The organism is Pseudomonas sp. RV120224-01b, from assembly GCF_003208145.1.
Taxonomy (GTDB): Bacteria; Pseudomonadota; Gammaproteobacteria; order Pseudomonadales; family Pseudomonadaceae; genus Aquipseudomonas; species Aquipseudomonas monteilii.
On the sequence record NZ_QKMQ01000024.1, the window covers coordinates 21,563 to 38,063 of the forward strand.

Consider the following 16,501-nt stretch of genomic DNA (forward strand, 5'->3'; position numbering starts at 1 on the left):
AGTGATGACCTATCCACCCACTTTGCTTGCCGTGCTGGAAAACGCATTGCGGACAACGCGCTTCAGCGTCGACGACCTGCCGGCGCTTGAAGTCGGCGCCTGGCATGCTGCCGTTCTGCTCGACGACATGGCACACCTTCAGTCACTTGCGCCTGCGGCGATGAACGACCGTGACTGCGCCGAGAGCACGCCGCTGGATGTCGCCTACCGGTTTGGCCGAGCCGCATGGATCGACGCGCTGGAGGCGTTGGGTGCAGAAGGGGACAAGGCACTTAGGGACTGGAAAGGCCTTGGCAGCTTTCGCGGCCATGACAACTTTTCCCGTTTGCCTGGCAAGCAGGGCATCATAAAAGCGCTTGTCGGGCGCTACCAGCAAGGCCACAGCCTGAATGACCGTGACGTGGCGGGAAATACGCCACTCCATTGGCTGGTTGCGAACGGTCACCACAAGGCGGTAAACCACTTTGCCAGGCACTATAGAAAGTTCTGCCTTGATCTGGACGCGAAGAACAACCAAGGGCATACGGCCCGGAACGTCGCCACCCTGGCGGGGCATTACGACCTGGCGGCGCAGTTGCTGAACCGGGAAATCGACGACTACCTGGGGGCCGCCCGCACCTGGCAGCAACTGTGCGCCACGCTGAGCAGCTACAGCCGCAGTTGAACCCTTCCAGGCCAAGGCCCGAGTGTCAGTACTTCATCAACCATGGCTGCAGTTCCTGGAGGTTGCTGACCACCAGTTGCTGGGCCTCGGGCAGTATCGCCATGTTGCGGTGGTCGATCTGATACCGCTGCAATACGTACTTCACCAACGCCCTGCGGCTGGGCACTACCAATTGCCCATCCGTCATGCCGTAGTCGGTTTCGATGATTGCCTTCTGCGCCGCGTTCAAGCGCCAATCAGGCTCGAAGATGATTGGCACTTCGACATTCCAGTCTTCATCCTGCTCGCGCGTGTTCGGCGAGGCGTCGAGCAAATCGGGCTGCCCACGCAGGCGGCTGAGCACGAAGTCGCGGTACTGACCGTTCTTTTCGCAGTAGGCCCGCACATGCCAGCGCATGCCGGTGTACACCAGCGTGTGCGGGGCGATCAGGCGCACCTCGACGTTGGGGGTGTTGAAGGACACGTATTCGGTTTCCAGCCGCCGGCCTTCACGGCAGGCCTTGAGCAAGGGGCGCAGCACCTCTGGCCGAATGGGGCGGTCAGGCACCTCCAGCACCCGGGTGTGCGCATAAGCCAGCGCCAGCCCGTCGATGTGCGGGGCGCGCTCATTGTTCTGGTACAGCAGGTGCAGATAGGCGCTGGCGCTGTTGTCGATGAACAGCGGCTCGAACTGTTCGCTCGGTACATAGCCCTTGATCTGCTTGTCATACGTCAAGTTTTCGGGCGCATGTTCGGTGATGTAGGTATTGATGTCTTTCGACGCCTGCTGGCGGCTGATGCCAAAGCTCTGCATCAGGTGGCCCGTGGTCAGCCGGCCTTCCCACCAGGCAACGGTTTCGATCAGGCGATAGCGAAGTGCCAGGTCCCAGCGTACCTGCTCGATGGATTGCTTGCGTTTCATACCCTCTCCATGTGCGCGATTACTTTACCTGTATAAGTCTACATTCTAGACGTGTAGTTTTGCATTACATATCTTTGGCTCGTCTTCGGAATACATCGGGGGCTGCACAGGATATGAGCATGACAATGCCGGAAGTGGTTGCGACGGGTGCCCTGGTGGCGATGGGGATCATTCTGCTGGTGCTGATTCAGCAGGGGTTGAGGCTGGGGGAGCTTGGGAAGAAGGTGGAGCATTGCCAGAAGGATTTGCGCTGGTTGCAGATTTGGGAGATGGAGAACCGAGAGCTGAGGGCGGCGGTGCGGGCGGAGCGGGAGCATGTGGCGCAGTTGCGGCGCAAGGTGGAGTTGTTGCAGGGGGTGGTGCCGGTTGGGCAGTGATGCTTGGTGACGTTCTATAGGAGTAGGCATTCATGCCGATAAAACCAAAGCCCTTCACGCTGGTGTGTGAGGACTGCAACTGGAAGAAGACCGTCGCCCCGCGTAGTGATGCATTGAGGCCGAGTGAATGGTTTATGGTGTGCCCGCGGTGCGGTAGCACTCATTTGAAGATGCGAGCGGCAGGGTGGCTGGAGGCTGCTGTAGCGGAGCTTTTGGCGCGGCGAGGGGCTAGCTGAACAGCGGGCAAGGAAGACGTTGTGAACGGCGGTGTGCGTCCGCTTGGTGACCAGCCGTGCTTGTAGTGTGCCCGCTGCATGCAGCGGGCACCTGAGGTGGGTTAGCTCAACCTTTTGAATTCGGCGTCGATGGCTTCTGCCTCATTGCGCCATGCCAGGAACCGCTGCTGACGGACACGGCTTTCATCTACGTTGGCCTGAAGTTCCTGGCGGCGTGAATTGAGCTGCAGGTAGTCGGGGAAGAACTTTTCTTTGAAGCTTTCGGAGTTCACCAGGTCAAGGAAGTCCTGACGCTGTTGTTCGAAGTTGCTGACGATGTCCGCAACAGACTTCTTGAATGCCTCTTCGCGCTTGTATTGCTCCCAGCTATCCCAGGCTTCGAGCGCTACGCCTACGAAGGCCAGGGCCCCGTTGGCACCTTTGGCGAATTTCACAGCACCCCACGGCTTGAACTTCAGGTATTTGCCGATATCCATGCCTACCGTCTTGGCGATTGTCGTGATGCCATCGCGCGCGGCCAATACCGTGGTGTTGCTGATAAGGTTGCCTTTGAGCACATGGTTGATGCCTTGTTTGCCCAGCGCCTTGACCGTGGTATTGAAGTGGTTGACCTCGCTGTCGAAGCCAACTTGCATCTTTTCAACTTCGAGCGTGATCGACTGGGTCTGGCGGCTGAATTCGTTTTGCAGGCGGGTGGACACGATGATGCCTTCAGCACCGACCTCACGCTCGAAAAAGTCGCCGAAGGTTTCCAGGCTGGAACCTTTGGCTTGAAGGATCAAGTCAGAGAAGTAGCGCGTGGCGAAGTTGCGCAGGCTGATGCGCGCCTCTTCGATCTGCTGCCCGGTCACGGCCAGTTGATTGACCAGGCGCGTGTTGAGTTCGTCAAGCCGGCCAACTTCCTGGGCAACCTTCTCGTCGTTCTCGATGGCAACAGGCAGTTGGTTGTTGAGCACGTCTCGGATTACGCTGGCGCGCATCTCGTTGGCCAGTGCGGCGCTGCCACCGTTCTGCTGGATCTTGCCAGTGGTGGCCGTCTGCAAGGTAGCGATATGCGACAGCTCCTTGAACTGCTCAAGGTTGGCCAGCCAGTGCTCCACGCCCATGTCGAAGGGGTTGGCGGCGACTGCGACGATGGACAGTTCGGCTGCTTCCTGATCGGTCAGTCCGATCTGTTCGCGAAGGCGACCTGCCACGTTGTTGCGTTTTACCTGCAGGTTGGACTGGTAGTCCTGCTCGTCCTCTACATCGGCAACTTCATCGAAACGACTGAGGACGAAAACGGTACGGGGCAGAAGGTCCAAGGTGCGGAACAACCAGGTCAGGTCATCCTTGTGGCTTTCCTTGATGGGGTTGGTCGAGTTCATCACGTAAAGCACCAGGTGCGATTCGCTCACGTACTTTTTGGTGATGTCCTTGTACTTTTCGACGGTGTGCGTTTCGGCATTCTCCTGTTGCTTGAAACCAAACAGCCCGGGAGTGTCGATCAGCACGAAGTCTTCGCCGACCTCGTAGACTTTCACCTCATTGGAAGACTCCTGGTGGCTGATCTTCATGCTCGACCTGTCCAGTTTTTCCATCCAGGCCGCCGCAATGGAGGTTTTGCCTTCCGAGAAGCCGCCAATCAGCGCGACCTTGAGTTTTTCACCGGACATGCTGTTGATGACATTCTGCAGCTTGCTGATCAACGCAGGGTCAATCGGTATACCCGCCTGTGCGCCCTGTGCGAGAAAACCTTGCAGCCTGTCGAGCAGTGTCAGCGCACTTGTCTGTTGGGCCTTGAATGTCTTGAGGGTGTTTTCCATTACAGATTTCCTGCGATTTCAATTTGGCGAGAGAGGATTTTCAGGCGGTTGGTCGAGCGAGACAGTGTGTTCACCTGGTTGGCAGCCTGTTTGGCCGGAGCTTCCAGCGCAAGGTCGAGTTGCTTGATCGTCCCTTGCATATCCTCCAGGGCGCTATCAAGGCTCTCGCGCAACGTCTCGCTCAGTTGCTCGGTGGCGCTGCGCAGGTTTTTATCAGTGGCCTGACGCTGCTGTGACTTCTTGTAGTCCTTGTCGATTGCGCTCCAAAGCGCTTTGCCGACCGCGATCAGGAAGGTAAGTGCTGCCCCACCAGCGACCCACAGGCTGGCACCGCCAGTGAACGGTGCTGCTGCGATCCCCACAAGGCTGGCCAGCAATCCCATGACCTTGATGCCGTTATCGATTTTTATGTTGAGGTTGAAATGCTCGTTGAAGCGCAAGCTACCCAGCTTTGCGTAGCTTGTGGTCAGCTCTTGAGCATGTTTTTCGAAGCGTTTGAGAATATCTTCGGCCGCCTTTTGGAACTTGCCAACCTCAGCGTTCACGGCGTCGGGCAGTTTTTCGCTCAGCTGATGCTTCTGGTCTTCGAGTGCTTCGGCCAGGGTGCTTTTGAAAGCGTCGTTGCTGATATTTTCTTCGATCTGCGCATACACACTGTTACGCACGTTGCTGGCGAACTTGTCGATCAAGGTTTCGCCACTGGATTCCAAGCGTTTTTTCAGCGCTTGGAAGCTACTGCTCAGCTGGCTTTTGGCACTTTGCTCTTCTTGAGAGAGCTTTCTCGACAGCGCGCCCAAGGTTTGCTGCACGCCTGAAAGCGTCGTGGTGGTCTGGTTAAGCACATCATTGGCTTTGTTGAAGTTCGCCCGGACGATCTTGGCTTTGCCGTTATGGATTAACCGGTCGCCGAGCAGTTGCAGGAAGGCGCGCAGTCGTGACTTTTCCAGCAACTCGTCAGCGCCGAAGTCTTCAAGCGCTTTGCTGCGCCGTTTGGCATTCTGTGACCCCGGCGCGAGGTGATCGGTTGAAGCAAGAAATGCTGGCAGCGCGCTTAGCGGGAACACCTCCTGATAGTGTTTGCCAAGCTGTTCGCCCATCTTCTCGTCAAGCCCGGCAAGGCTGATGCGTTCATCGTCGGAGATCAGCGGTCGGTTACCCAGGGAGTGCTTGGGGCTGGTGATTTTCTTGTTGAAAATGGTCCAGACCTCGGTTTGCGCCCCCAGGTGATGCTTGATTTTCTCCAGTGTGCCTTGATGCTGCCCATCGCCCGTTTGAGGGGGGGCGGGCTGGTTGGTGACATAGAACACGGCGTGAGCGGTTTGCACCGCGCGCTCAATCTGGTCGAGTACCAAGCCTTCCTTACCCTCGATACCCGGTACGTCCAGCAACGCGAATGGCTGGCCGTCCAGCTCGAACTCATAGCGCTGTGTCGTTCGGGTGTAGTCGGCTTGGCCGTCACCGATGATTTCACCATCGGCATGGAGCTGCAGTTGCTCCACCAGGTCCGCCAATTGGCTTTCATTTTCAAGGCGCTGCTGCACAAGTGCCTGCTGCTGCTGTGTTGCCTGTGTCTGTTGGGTGGCAAGCGCCGCACAGGCTTGGTCACGCGCTGTCGTTACCTCAACCAACTGCCGCTCAAGCGTAAGGCGCTCATGGCTTGTCTTCTGCTGTTCGGCGTTAAAGGTCGCGGCAGCGCTATCGCGTGCTTGGGTGGTTTCGGTCAGCGACGCGGTGGCTGCATTCAGCTCGAGCTCTTCCGGCATTTTTCTGAACAGGCCCAAGAGCGTTTGCCAGAGCGAGGCGGTACTTTTGCGTGTGGCGAGCAGCGTATGCAGTCGGGTTACGGCCGTTAAGGCGTCCTTGTGCGCTTGCTCGTGTTGTTCAAGTGCAGCGCCAAGCCGTTGAGTCAGCTCGTTGGCTTGTGCATTGGCTTGGTCGAGGGCGCTTTGGGCCTCGCTGAACGGCAGTTCGAACTGCTGCATCGTGGCATTCAGCTGTTGCGTCAGTTCGCCAAGGCGCGCTTCGGCTTGCTCGATGTCCTGCTGCAGGCGTTGCAGGTTTTCTTCCGTCACCCCATATTGCTCGCGCAGCTTGCGGAATGCCTGCTGGCTGGCCCGCTTGCCGGGCTCCTGGAGCAGGATGCGCAAGGTCTCGATAAGGGTGGATTTGCCCGCGCCGGTTTCGCCGTAGAAGGCGATGGTGAACGTGTTCCACTCGGCGTTCTTTTCCAGCTCGGCGAGTCGTTCATACAGCGCGGTGCGATGCTGGCCAAGACGCTGGAGCGCCTCTTCGCGTGCCTGGTTCAAGGCTTCGTCGTCCGAGGCATTTTTCAGCTCAGCGATGATGAGTGACAGTTCATCGTTGATTTGCTGGTAAACGTCACGTGGGCTGTTCAGTTCAAGTTTCATCGTGTTTGCTTTGGCGGGTTGTGTAGGCACGCGGGTTGGCTTATTGGCGTGAGCGGATGGTTGAGCGGGCGCCGGGGAAGGCGGCAGGCCTGCTTTGAAGCGCGCTTTGCTCAACACCTCGGGCAGCCGCTCCCAGTAATCGGTGTGGCCGAAGTCGTCCATCTCGATGCTTTCGAAGTGCTCGACCTCGTTACGCCCCAAGCAGGTTTCACCCACGTTCAGCAGCAGGGTCTTGTCTGCCTTCGAATAGGCATTGATCAATCGGCCCTGGAGCAGGCCGCGCATCTTGCGTGCTTCGATGGCCGTGACCTCGACGGCAGCTGCCATCAGCAACACATCGTTGATGGCCAACTGCTGCCGTTTGGAGAAATTTTTCAGGGTACTGATGACCAGCCGGCCACCGAGCGAGTGGCCGATCAGGTTGATGCTCTTGATGTGGGGATGGTGGCTGCTCAGATACTCCTGGAGCTGGTCCAGCAATACCGCGCCCATGCTTTCCGCGCGTGCGCGGGCCTGGTTGAAGTTGCCCATCCGGTCCTTGGCGAGCGTTCCCACAAGACCTAGAGAGCCCATGGAGGCGCCGGTGAAGGCCCCGCCGGCATTCAGGCCCGCTGCTGCAAGCTTCCAGGCTGAGGATTTGTCGAACCGGAAGATGTGATTCGAAGGCCAGAACGCGAAGATGTTGGTGTAGTGCGTTAGCTGCTCGGGAATTCTGTCGAGCAGGAGCTGCTTGTCTTCATCGGTATGCCCGGCGCTGTAGCCGTGGATGAAGATGTTGGCTTCTGTGGTGCTGGAGCCGGCAGAGCGTGCGCTTTGGAAGCGGAAAGGTTGGGGCATGGCTACTACTCCTTATCCACGGCCATGCGGCTTTGCGAGTAGCGCCTGTGGGGAGAAGTGGTGCGCGTGCTTTGGGGACAGGTGCCTGAGGAGGGAGTACCTGGGGGTGGGCATCGCTACGTCCTTGTCTTTTTGAACGGGGTGGCGATTGTTGACGCCATTTATGTGGCGAATTTACCTTGTTTTGATGGCGGTTTGCCATGGTTGTGGGGGCAAGGGGGGAATGTTGAGGGGCTGGTAGATGTCTCTGCTAGGTGTACGGTCCCGGAATGAGATGGTGCGGATTGATAGTGAAGCGCTCTGGGTTTTTCGTCCTAGTCTCGCAAATCACCTTGAAGGGTGTACGCCATCGCAAGGCCTTGAAGTGTCTGGCGAAGTTGTAGGCCATGACAAAGGCCAGCACGTGCGCCTGTAGGGCAGCGAAGTCGGGATAGTGGAAGGCTTTGACCGTCCGGTTCATGCGCTCGACCTGGCCGTTGGTCCAGGGGTGGTAGGCCTTGGTCAGACGGTGCTTGATGCCGTGTTCGTGGCAGACACGATCAAAAATGTGGCCACGAACCTATTGGTCGCGCCGTTGCGATACCGCGGCTGCTCAGTGAACGCCACACCGTTGTCAGTGAGCACTGTTTGGATCTTGTAAGGAAACGCCTGCACTACCTGACGTAGAAATTCAGCACCGTTGCGCTTGGTCGCGGCGTCGAAGAACGCAACGTAGGTGAACTTGGTTACGCGATCAATGGCCACGAACAGGTGCTGCTTGCCACTTTCAAGAGGCAGCTCCGAGCTATCGATGTGCAGATAGCCCATCTCCGTTTTGTCGTATTTTCCGCGTTTGGTTGCGGTACCGCTTTTGGGCGCCTGGTTGATCCCGTGACGCACCAGGCAGCGATGTAAAGCACTGCGGGTTAGTTGCGGAAAGTAATCAAGGAGGTGACCCAGCATGTCGTCCAGGGGCATCATCGTACGCTGCCGGAACTCGACCACCATTGCCTCTTCAGCGGCTGTCAGCTTGACACTGCAAGGCTTGGCAGGCCCCATCCGAGCATCCTGCGTGGTAGTTCGTGATCGCCATTTGATGACCGTCTTCACGTTCAGCCGGTAGCGGGCGGCGGGCTTTCGATCCGACTCTTTCGACGCTTGGAGCTCGGCTCGGCTTCGCGGCGTCTTGCGGGCTGAACCGTGGATACGTCCTTCCAAAATGCATCCTCCTCATGAGGCGCTAAGGATGCACCATGACTCTCTGGGACTGAACACCTAAGCCCCTATGTTCGTGGCTTTCAGCCTAAAGGCTGGCATAAAGCTTTCATTTCATTCGCCAGGCTCTCGCCAGAGCACCGGAGCGTATCCATCTCGCATGACCACATAGTATCTGTCGTACATCAAGTAAGCGTTTGGGCCTTTAGGCTGAGTCCACCGGTACTGCCGCTTAGATAGGGACTTTTCAGGCACCCCTAAGGATTTGGTAAGAGATTTTAATAAGAAATCGTCTCCCAGCTCTTTTTGGTAATCAAGAACAAAAGACACTGTTAGTATTTTTCGGGTTTTGGTGTCGTAAGTGTAGCCGATGCTTTCAAAAACGGATCTTTCAAGCTTGACTTTTATGCGGGCTCGGTCAGGCTCCTCTGAAGTTTCTTCTAGATTCTTCCTTTCGTATATTTTGTAGATATCTTCGATAGCCCTTCCAATCTCAATTACGTCCAAAGTCGCAGGGTAAATCTCTCCTTTTGCGAATAGGTTGGAGTTTTCAATTTGGGCTAATTTTGTTTGGGTTTTGTCTAGCTTTTCTTTTAGTGTTTTAATGGTGTTAATTGATGCTGTTTGTTTATTTAGTTGTTCAGTTAATTTCTCAATTTTCTGAGATGATTCAATTATTTTGAGCGGTGTTATGTACTGCTCGTGGAGCATGTGAACCACTGTAGCTGTTGTCGTTACAGCCCCGAGCAGAAGCCCTCCTATCCAGGCTAACGTGCTTTTATCGATTGTGTCAGTCACCGACGCATCCTTGATTCTTCCTGACAGACTTTGAAGGGGAATTAAATATCGCTTCTGCTTTTGTTCCCGCAAAACTGTCAGCAGAAGGCATCCATTTCCCATATGTTCTTGCAATCATCGTCCAATCGCTATGCCCCGTTTGCTTAGCTACCCACATAGTATGCTCCCCGGCCGACAGCATCATTGACGTATAGGTGTGCCTAGTCTGGTAGGGGCGTCGGTACCTAACACCAGCTTTCTTCATTGTGGGATGCCACATCGTCTTGCGGATCGGCTGGTCACCAGTCCAGCGCTCAAGCGTGCGTGGGTTCTGGAGCACCTCATTTTCCGCCAGAAATGTCTGCTCCTTCTGCTCCTTCTGCTCCTTCTGCTCCTTCTGCGCCTTGAGCGCTTCCATGGCGGGGCGCAGCAACTTCACTGAGCGCCGACCGGCAGCAGTCTTGGTCACCTCGGCCTCTCCAACTGCAGCCTGGGTCATTGCCCGGTAAATAATCACTTCCCCCTGAACCCAGTCCACATCACCCCAGTCCAGCGCTACCAGTTCGCTTGTCCGGAGCCCTGTCCAGAGAGCGAATTGCACCATGTTCCTAGCTTGGCCGCTTAGGGCTGCCAGAGCCGGTGCCCGCCAGGAAGAACAACGACGCGCCCAGGCGCAGGAGGAGGCGAGAGTCCATTCCCAGGAAAAACGAACGACTGCTGGCGCTGCTGATGCCGATGCTGCTGGCCAGCGGCTGCGCAGTGAAGCCGCCCAGTTCGCTGCCGCCGTCGGTTGTCCCGGCCCGGATACCGCCGCTATCGTCCGAGGCCAGGCAGCCACCCGCGCCGCCATGGTGCTCTCCGACCTGATCAGCCGGTCTTTCGCAACGAATCAAGAGCTGGCGCAGGCTTGTGATCGAGCCAGGATTGCTGGTCAGCAATGCGAGAGTGAATACGCCGCGTCCTCAATCCCTTAACCAGCGTTAAAGCTACTTCATGTGTTTTTTTATCTTTTTGTAGCCGAAGTAAACTCCTAGACCTGCTGCTATCGTTCCTCCCACTACCCAGCCCACAACGGGGACGGCGCTCGCTGCTGCTGCCGTCCCTGCTATCGCTGAAACCCCCCCAGCCATTCCAGCGCCTCCAGCGGCTACTGTTCCTCCGCCGGCTGCTGCCAAAGCTGCAGTAGTGGTCGCGGCCCCGGCTCCGGCAGTACCTAATGCAGTAGCGGCTGCGCCGGAGGCTGCTGTTGCCACGCCTGACACGCCAATAAATCCACCTATGCCTGCTCCAGTGGCGGCCCCTACCCCTGCAGCAATTGCGTCATCCGTCTCGATTGCCATGCCTATTTCCTGATGTGCTTTACGTGATGTGAGTGGTATCACATTGATATCACAAAACGAAGGGTGGCGGCATTAGAAGGGTAGAGGAATTATTTCTGGGATCGGCCAGATCGCATTGGCTGAATTCCGGCAGCGGGTAGGTTATGAGCGGTTGCTGGAGGCTGCGGCAGGGGCTTGTCGATGACGGAACTCTTCAGCTCATGCTCTGGCGCATGCGGTAGCGCCACAGTCTTTGGCGGAACTGACGGCTGCCATACTACGATCCCTGGTCGGAGTGGAACAGTAATCCCTGAGGCTTTCCGGGTTGTTCGTAAGCCACGTCCAGCGCTTTTACCACGAGGTCTCCATCCGGCTTTTCTGATAAGGCCCAGCCCACCACTCTGCGTGCATAGAGATCCAGGGCAACTGCTAGATAGTGCCATTTACCCCGCGCCCAAACCAATATAAAGGCTCGTCTAGAGAAAGAAGTCTGTGCTGGTGTTGAGGAAAATAATTCCCCAAAAAATTAGCAGTCTGTCGGATATGGTGTGGTTTCGGCTTCTGGGAAAGCCGGTTTGTGCTTTCTGGTAAACGTCCGCACTAACTTAGACGCTAAAAATTTCTACACATAAGCTTGGATTTACTCCGCGTGCCTGTAGTGGAGGGTCTGGTACCACAAAGAAGATTGATGGTCTCAATTTGATTTTAGAGGTGTTAGCAGGATTTGGATGGTCGGTTAGTCGGTGATGTCGGGGACGTGGTTGCGAGTTTGATTTGAAAGTTGACGTTAAACGAGGGGCTGACAAAGCGCCATGACGCGATCTGTGACGAGGGTCGTAACGTCCAGATCAAGACCACGTTCGGCAGGACCCTGACCTTCCCGGCGCTTCATGTGCCTGATTACTAACTAGGCATCCGTATGAAGCCTTGCGGAACGTTCGAAAAGGTCTACAACGGGCCGGGAGCTCTCATCCAGCAGCAGCTAGCCGGGGCGAAAGCCGACGCGTACCGGATTGCATGGTGGTTCGATTTCAATGTTGAGGTGTATCAATGCGACGGTTGCTGAGGGCTACCCCATCCCTCGGAGTTGATCGCTCTGGGTAGTAGGGGCCAAGCGGTTAACGCTGGCCCCTTCAAAGATCTCGGTGCGTGTATCAATCAACGCATCATGCCGAGCTCGGCATCATCCAGCAGTGCTTTGCCTAAAGCGCAGAGGTAGTGCGCGGCCCAGATTAGCTTCGGTTTATCTTCCATCAGTCCGTCGATGGTCAGGTCTCGCGCATAGCCCATCAATTCCGAGGCCTGCTCGCGGGCGTTCTGGCAAGGGATGCCGGGTTCGATGCGAAACAGTGGGTGGGTCTGGTTTTCACCTTGAAAGAAGATGGTTTTACCGACAGTGCATTGGGTGTCTTCGGTGGTCATTGATCAATCTCCCTGGTCTTGTAATTGCCTGGGCTGGCCCTATCGCCGGCAAGTCGGGCTCCCACAGGTTTCTCGCTCGGTATGCGAATCAATGCATCGGTTGCGGGTTTGCGGGCGTCTGTATTTGAGCCAGCGCTGATTCGAGTAATCGCCGCAGGGCTTCAAGCTCGTGCATCGAGGCCATGATCAAAACCGATGCGGGCGACCTGGGCTGCATCAGCATCGCCTGCTGGGCTACGGCTTCTGCACAGAGTGCGTAGTCCGAGGCCATCATGATCGTGTCTTCCAGGGAATGGAGGTGGTGAGGAGGGTCGGGGGCTATCTTCAGCATGGCGTGGCTCCTGTCGTAGTGAGGCAACCACCCTCCGCGGCTAAACAGTAAGGTGGCAGCTGTACGCGGGTTAGCCGACCGGGACGTCAGGCACCCGGCGCACCCGAAGGTGCCCCACGCACAGCCGCCATAAGGCGCCAATTCCGATTGCTCGGAATTGCACGGCTGTGTTGTCTGACGATATCGGGCGGCTAAACCCGGTCGTTGAATGCCAACGACACGTCGAGACTAGAGACCGCATTTAGCGTGTGCAACGCAAAACAGGCGCTGGGAGTATCTTTGGGAAACGCCCTACAAGAAAGGGGCTAAATCTGATTTCTCTGGCCCGCAGATCCCAAAATTCAGACACAAAAAAAGACGCCCGAGGGCGTCTTCTTTTTTGGATTTGGTGGAGCCGGGGGGATTTGAACCCCCGTCCGCCAGTACTCCGCTGTCGGTACTACATGCTTAGCCGTGTCTACTGATTTAATCCGCAGCCGCCCGACGGGCAGGGTGCTTTGGATGAGTTGTGTAAGTTTTAGTCACTTCGCCCACAACGTGCTACGCGACGATCCTGTTCTGTATGACAATCAGTTCGGGTTTACAGGCATCCCCTAGTGATTGCTGGAGCCGAAGCTACCAGAAGCAACGGGTCAAGAGGGCCGCTTACGCAGCCAGCTTGTACTCCGCGCCGTAGTTTTCGTCATTGGCAACTATAAAAGTTGCAACAGTGGATTTACGAGTTCTGTTACCAACTCGGCATGCACCTAGAGTTTCGCTACCGGCGTCGAATCCTAATCGGCCCCACACTAGCTCTTGGCTAACGCACCTTACGGCACGTGAGGCGGAGTATACGCCATTGCGCGGGCGACGTCGACAGCCGGTCTGGTCGCCCGCTCTCAGGGTTACGCACCACCGCTGCCGGTGCCGCTGCCTTTTTCGGTTTTCTCCAGGCGCTCCAGCACTTTGCTGGTGATGGCGATGCATTCCTTGGTGTCGCCCGAGGCCTGGGCGGCCTTGGCTTTGTCGACGTGCTCGGTGATGGCTTTGTCCAGGCCTTCGGAGGTGGCGCCGGCGGTGGCCATGCTGTCGTCGATTTTTTGCAGGTTGGTGGTGCAGAGGTCATCGGCGGCAAACACCGGCGAAGCCAGCAGGGTGGCGGCCGCGAACAGGGCCGAAAGCGCGGTACCTTTCATGGGTGTCTCCTCTGGGGCCTCTGGAAGGTGGGCCTGTAAGGTGGACTGTGGGGGATTGGCGGGGGTTCAATCGGGATATCGGGGTGGCATGGCACCGGCTTTGCCGGTGTTCGCGGCTGAAGCCGCTCCCACAGGGTGCGCGTACGGTTCGAGGCGTACGCTGCACCCGTGGGAGAGGTCAGATGCTACGGGGGCGGGTGACGCGGTCTACCAGGTAGACCAGGCCGTGGTAGTCGATGCCGCTATGGCTCGACAGGCCGATCTCGCAGGTGCGGCTGGTGGAGATGCCTTCGCTGCAATACTGCACCGCATCCTTCAGGCTGCGCAGCGAGTGGGCATTGAGCTCGGGGGTGGTGAAGCCTTTGTCGCCGGCAAAGCCGCAGCAGTGAATGCCTTCCGGGATCACCACCTGTTTGCTGCAGCGTCGCGCCAGGTCGATCAAAGCCTGGCTTTCGCCCAGGTGCTGCGTGCTGCACGTCACGTGTACAGCCACCGGCTCGTCCTGGGGGGTGAACTCCAGGCGGTCGAGCAGGTGGGTGCGGATGAAGCGCACGGGGTCGTACACGTCCAGCCGTGTTTCGCCCAGGTCTTGCACCAGGCGCAGGGTGCAGGGGCTGGTGTCGCAGTAGATCGGGTCAAGGCCGCCGCGGCTGGCGTGCAGCAGGGCGTTGATCAGTTCCTGGCGCTTGTGCTCGGCCTGTTCGGGGTAGCCCTTGGAGGCGAATGGCTGGCCGCAGCACAGGCTGTCGGCGTTGTCGGGGAACACCACCTGGTAGCCGGCTTTCTCCAACAGGGCGCGGGTTTTGTCCAGTAGCGAACTTTGCTCGCGGTCGGCATAGGCCGGGCCCATCACCCGCGAGACGCAGGCGGCCAGGTACACCACGCGGGGGCGGGCGTCGTTGCTGGCCGGGCCGAAGTCCAGCGGGCGCAGCGGCTGTGGCATCGCGGGCGTCCACTGGGGCAGGCGGCCTTTGCTGGCTTTGCTCAACGAGGCGGTCAGGCGGCCCAGGCGGGGGGCGCCGAGCAGCTTGCGTGCGGTGTTGGCGGCGGTCAGGGTCAGGCGGGCGCCGCCCAGTGCGGTGTGGAAGTGCTCGGCCAGCCAGTCGGCGGTCTTGCCGTGGTCGGCAGCTTGGCTGCGCAGTTTTTTCACCAGTTCGCCGGTGTTGATGCCCACCGGGCAACGCTGGGCGCACAGGCCGGTGGCGGCGCAGGTGTCGATGCCTTGGTACTGGTAGGTTTGCATCAGTTCGCGGGTGTCGATGCCGGCGCGCTGCTTGGCCTTGATGTCACGCCACATGACGATGCGTTGGCGCGGGCTGAGGGTCAGTCCCTTGGACGGGCACACCGGTTCGCAGAAGCCGCATTCGATGCACTTGTCGACGATTTCGTCGGCGGCAGGCAGCGGCTTGAGGTTCTTCAGGTGGATATCGGGGTCTTCGCTCAGCACCACGTCGGGGTTGAGGATGCCATTGGGGTCGAGCAGGCGCTTGAGCGTCCACATCAGCTGGTAGGCGTCATGCCCCCATTCCAGCTCCACGAACGGCGCCATGTTGCGCCCGGTGCCGTGTTCGGCCTTTAGCGAGCCGCCGAACTCCACGGCCACCAGTTGCGCCACGTCGTCCATGAAGGCCTGGTAGCGGGCGACTTCTTCGGCGCTGTTGAAGCCCTGGGTGAAGACGAAGTGCAGGTTGCCTTCCAGCGCGTGGCCGAAAATGATCGCCTCGTCATAGCGGTGCTTGTCGAACAGCTGGATCAGGCGGTTGACGCCTTCGGCCAGCTGCTCGATGGGGAAGGTCACGTCTTCGATGATGACCGTGGTGCCGGTCTGGCGCACGGCGCCGACAGCGGGGAAGGTGTCCTTGCGGATTTTCCACAGCTGGTTGTACACGGCCGGGTCTTCGCTGAAGTCCACCTGTTGTTCCAGCGGGAAATCGGCGATGGAGGCCATCACCTGTTGCAGTTGCTCGTGCAGCAGGCTCTGGCTGGCGGCGCGGGACTCGATCAGCAGGGCGCAGGCGTTGTCCGACAGGCCTTTTACCCACAGTGGCATGCCGGGCATGTTCTGCACCGAGCGCAGGCTGCGGCGGTCGAGCAGCTCCACAGCGGAAACAGGCTGGCGCTTGAGCACGGTGACCGCGCGGCAGCAGCTTTCGACACTGGGGAACACCAGCAGGGCACTGGCCTTGTGCGGGTGGTCGGGCACGGTGTCGTAGGTGACGGCGCTGATAAAGCCCAGCGTGCCTTCGGAACCCACCAGCAGGTGTTGCAGGATGTCTAGCGGCTGGTCGAAGTCCACCAGTGCGTTCAGCGACAGGCCGGTGGTGTTCTTCAGCCGGTATTTGTGCCGAATACGGTCAGCCAGTGCCGTGTTGGCGCGGGTTTCGCGGCCCAGGCGGGCCAGCGCCTCCAGCAGGTCGGCATGGCTGCGTTCAAAGGCGGCCACGCTGGCCGGGTCTTCGCTGTCCAGGCGGGTGCCGTCGGCCAGCACCAGGCGCAGGCCGGCCAGGGTGTGGTAGGTGTTTTGCGCGGTGCCGCAGCACATGCCGCTGGCGTTGTTGGCGACGATGCCGCCGATCTTGCAGGCGTTGATCGAGGCTGGGTCCGGGCCGATCTTGCGCCCGAAGGGGGCCAGCCAGGCGTTGGCCTGGGCGCCGATGACGCCGGGTTGCAGGCGGATCTGCTCGCCCTGGCCGCGAATTTCTTTACCCCCCCAGCTATCGCCAAGCACGATCAGCACCGAGTCGGTGATGGCCTGGCCAGACAGGCTGGTGCCGGCGGCGCGGAAGGTGACCGGCACCCGCTCGCGCTGGGCCAGTTTGATCAGGCCGACCACTTCGTCTTCGGACTCGACACGCACCACCAGCTTGGGGATCAGCCGGTAGAAGCTGGCATCGGTGCCAAAGGCCAGGGTGGAAGTGGGGTCGTCGAAGCGGCGTTCGGCGGGTATCAGGCGCTCGGCATCACGCAGGAACGCGGCGGGCAGGCTCATGCAGTCTCCTCGCGGGGCCGTGGCGTCTGTGCGCCACATGCCCCGGGTCAATCAGGCGGTCGTTCT

At 58.6% G+C, this 16,501-nt stretch carries 11 protein-coding genes, 1 other RNA gene and 4 pseudogenes; 4 read left to right on the top strand and 12 right to left on the bottom strand.

Annotation, left to right across the window (positions count from 1 at the left end):
• Window positions 1-4: 4 nt before the first annotated feature.
• Entirely contained in the window at window positions 5-664 is a 660-nt protein-coding gene (locus N436_RS26645) for an ankyrin repeat domain-containing protein (RefSeq protein WP_110742378.1), read from the top strand.
• Between the two features lie 25 nt (window positions 665-689).
• Here N436_RS26645 and N436_RS26650 read toward each other — a convergent pair whose 3' ends face one another.
• Window positions 690-1,565 (bottom strand): WYL domain-containing protein, encoded by an 876-nt coding sequence (locus N436_RS26650; RefSeq protein ID WP_110742379.1) that lies wholly within the window; start codon window positions 1,563-1,565, stop codon window positions 690-692.
• 119 nt (window positions 1,566-1,684) lie between these two features.
• Here N436_RS26650 and N436_RS26655 point away from each other — a divergent pair, with 119 nt between their 5' ends.
• Window positions 1,685-1,942: a hypothetical protein gene (locus N436_RS26655; RefSeq protein ID WP_105946190.1), complete on the top strand. Its 258-nt coding sequence runs from the start codon at window positions 1,685-1,687 to the stop codon at window positions 1,940-1,942.
• Between the two features lie 337 nt (window positions 1,943-2,279).
• Here the strand turns inward: N436_RS26655 and N436_RS26665 are convergent, their stop codons facing one another.
• From N436_RS26665 to N436_RS26685, 5 genes and pseudogenes are all read right to left on the bottom strand, one after another.
• The gene (locus tag N436_RS26665; protein ID WP_105946188.1) at window positions 2,280-3,983 is read right to left on the bottom strand and encodes a LeoA/HP0731 family dynamin-like GTPase; all 1,704 of its coding nucleotides are present in this window, start codon (window positions 3,981-3,983) and stop codon (window positions 2,280-2,282) included.
• Window positions 3,983-7,228, bottom strand: coding sequence for a DUF726 domain-containing protein (locus N436_RS26670; RefSeq protein ID WP_110742380.1), 3,246 nt, complete (start codon window positions 7,226-7,228; stop codon window positions 3,983-3,985). Before N436_RS26670 ends, N436_RS26665 begins: the two co-directional genes overlap by 1 nt.
• A gap of 250 nt (window positions 7,229-7,478) precedes the next feature.
• Window positions 7,479-8,425: pseudogene (locus N436_RS26675) on the bottom strand (IS481 family transposase).
• Between the two features lie 111 nt (window positions 8,426-8,536).
• Window positions 8,537-9,220, bottom strand: coding sequence for a hypothetical protein (locus tag N436_RS26680; RefSeq protein ID WP_105946186.1), 684 nt, complete (start codon window positions 9,218-9,220; stop codon window positions 8,537-8,539).
• Window positions 9,213-9,833 (bottom strand): annotated as a pseudogene (locus tag N436_RS26685) (site-specific integrase); the annotation flags it as partial. The pseudogene N436_RS26685 and the gene N436_RS26680, both read right to left, overlap by 8 nt.
• A gap of 4 nt (window positions 9,834-9,837) precedes the next feature.
• Between N436_RS26685 and N436_RS26690 the strand changes: the two are divergent.
• Window positions 9,838-10,173 (top strand): annotated as a pseudogene (locus N436_RS26690) (DUF2514 family protein); the annotation flags it as partial.
• 562 nt (window positions 10,174-10,735) lie between these two features.
• Here N436_RS26690 and N436_RS26695 read toward each other — a convergent pair.
• Window positions 10,736-10,978: pseudogene (locus N436_RS26695) on the bottom strand (DDE-type integrase/transposase/recombinase); the annotation flags it as partial.
• A 321-nt stretch (window positions 10,979-11,299) separates the two neighbouring features.
• Here N436_RS26695 and N436_RS29040 point away from each other — a divergent pair.
• Complete coding sequence (locus tag N436_RS29040) at window positions 11,300-11,425, top strand: hypothetical protein (RefSeq protein WP_371920934.1); 126 nt, start codon at window positions 11,300-11,302, stop codon at window positions 11,423-11,425.
• Between the two features lie 251 nt (window positions 11,426-11,676).
• Here the strand turns inward: N436_RS29040 and N436_RS26705 are convergent, their stop codons facing one another.
• The 5 genes from N436_RS26705 to N436_RS26725 form a co-directional block, all read right to left on the bottom strand.
• Complete coding sequence (locus N436_RS26705; protein WP_105946185.1) at window positions 11,677-11,940, bottom strand: DUF3077 domain-containing protein; 264 nt, start codon at window positions 11,938-11,940, stop codon at window positions 11,677-11,679.
• Window positions 11,941-12,028: 88 nt separating this feature from the next.
• Entirely contained in the window at window positions 12,029-12,271 is a 243-nt protein-coding gene (locus N436_RS26710) for a hypothetical protein (protein ID WP_105946184.1), read from the bottom strand.
• A gap of 386 nt (window positions 12,272-12,657) precedes the next feature.
• Window positions 12,658-13,056: a transfer-messenger RNA gene (gene ssrA / locus N436_RS26715) on the bottom strand.
• A 99-nt stretch (window positions 13,057-13,155) separates the two neighbouring features.
• Window positions 13,156-13,446, bottom strand: a complete 291-nt coding sequence (locus tag N436_RS26720; protein WP_025754271.1) for a hypothetical protein — start codon at window positions 13,444-13,446, stop codon at window positions 13,156-13,158.
• A 178-nt stretch (window positions 13,447-13,624) separates the two neighbouring features.
• Window positions 13,625-16,435, bottom strand: coding sequence for an FAD-binding and (Fe-S)-binding domain-containing protein (locus N436_RS26725; RefSeq protein WP_105948699.1), 2,811 nt, complete (start codon window positions 16,433-16,435; stop codon window positions 13,625-13,627).
• Between the last annotated feature and the right edge of the window lie 66 nt (window positions 16,436-16,501).

Coding starts and splice junctions, on each gene's coding strand:
- N436_RS26645 (WP_110742378.1), top strand. CDS start 5: ATGACCTATCCACCCACTTTGCTTGCCGTGCTGGAAAACGCATTGCGG.
- N436_RS26650 (WP_110742379.1), bottom strand. CDS start 1,565: ATGAAACGCAAGCAATCCATCGAGCAGGTACGCTGGGACCTGGCACTT.
- N436_RS26655 (WP_105946190.1), top strand. CDS start 1,685: ATGACAATGCCGGAAGTGGTTGCGACGGGTGCCCTGGTGGCGATGGGG.
- N436_RS26665 (WP_105946188.1), bottom strand. CDS start 3,983: ATGGAAAACACCCTCAAGACATTCAAGGCCCAACAGACAAGTGCGCTG.
- N436_RS26670 (WP_110742380.1), bottom strand. CDS start 7,228: ATGCCCCAACCTTTCCGCTTCCAAAGCGCACGCTCTGCCGGCTCCAGC.
- N436_RS26705 (WP_105946185.1), bottom strand. CDS start 11,940: ATGACCACCGAAGACACCCAATGCACTGTCGGTAAAACCATCTTCTTT.
- N436_RS26710 (WP_105946184.1), bottom strand. CDS start 12,271: ATGCTGAAGATAGCCCCCGACCCTCCTCACCACCTCCATTCCCTGGAA.
- N436_RS26720 (WP_025754271.1), bottom strand. CDS start 13,446: ATGAAAGGTACCGCGCTTTCGGCCCTGTTCGCGGCCGCCACCCTGCTG.
- N436_RS26725 (WP_105948699.1), bottom strand. CDS start 16,435: ATGAGCCTGCCCGCCGCGTTCCTGCGTGATGCCGAGCGCCTGATACCC.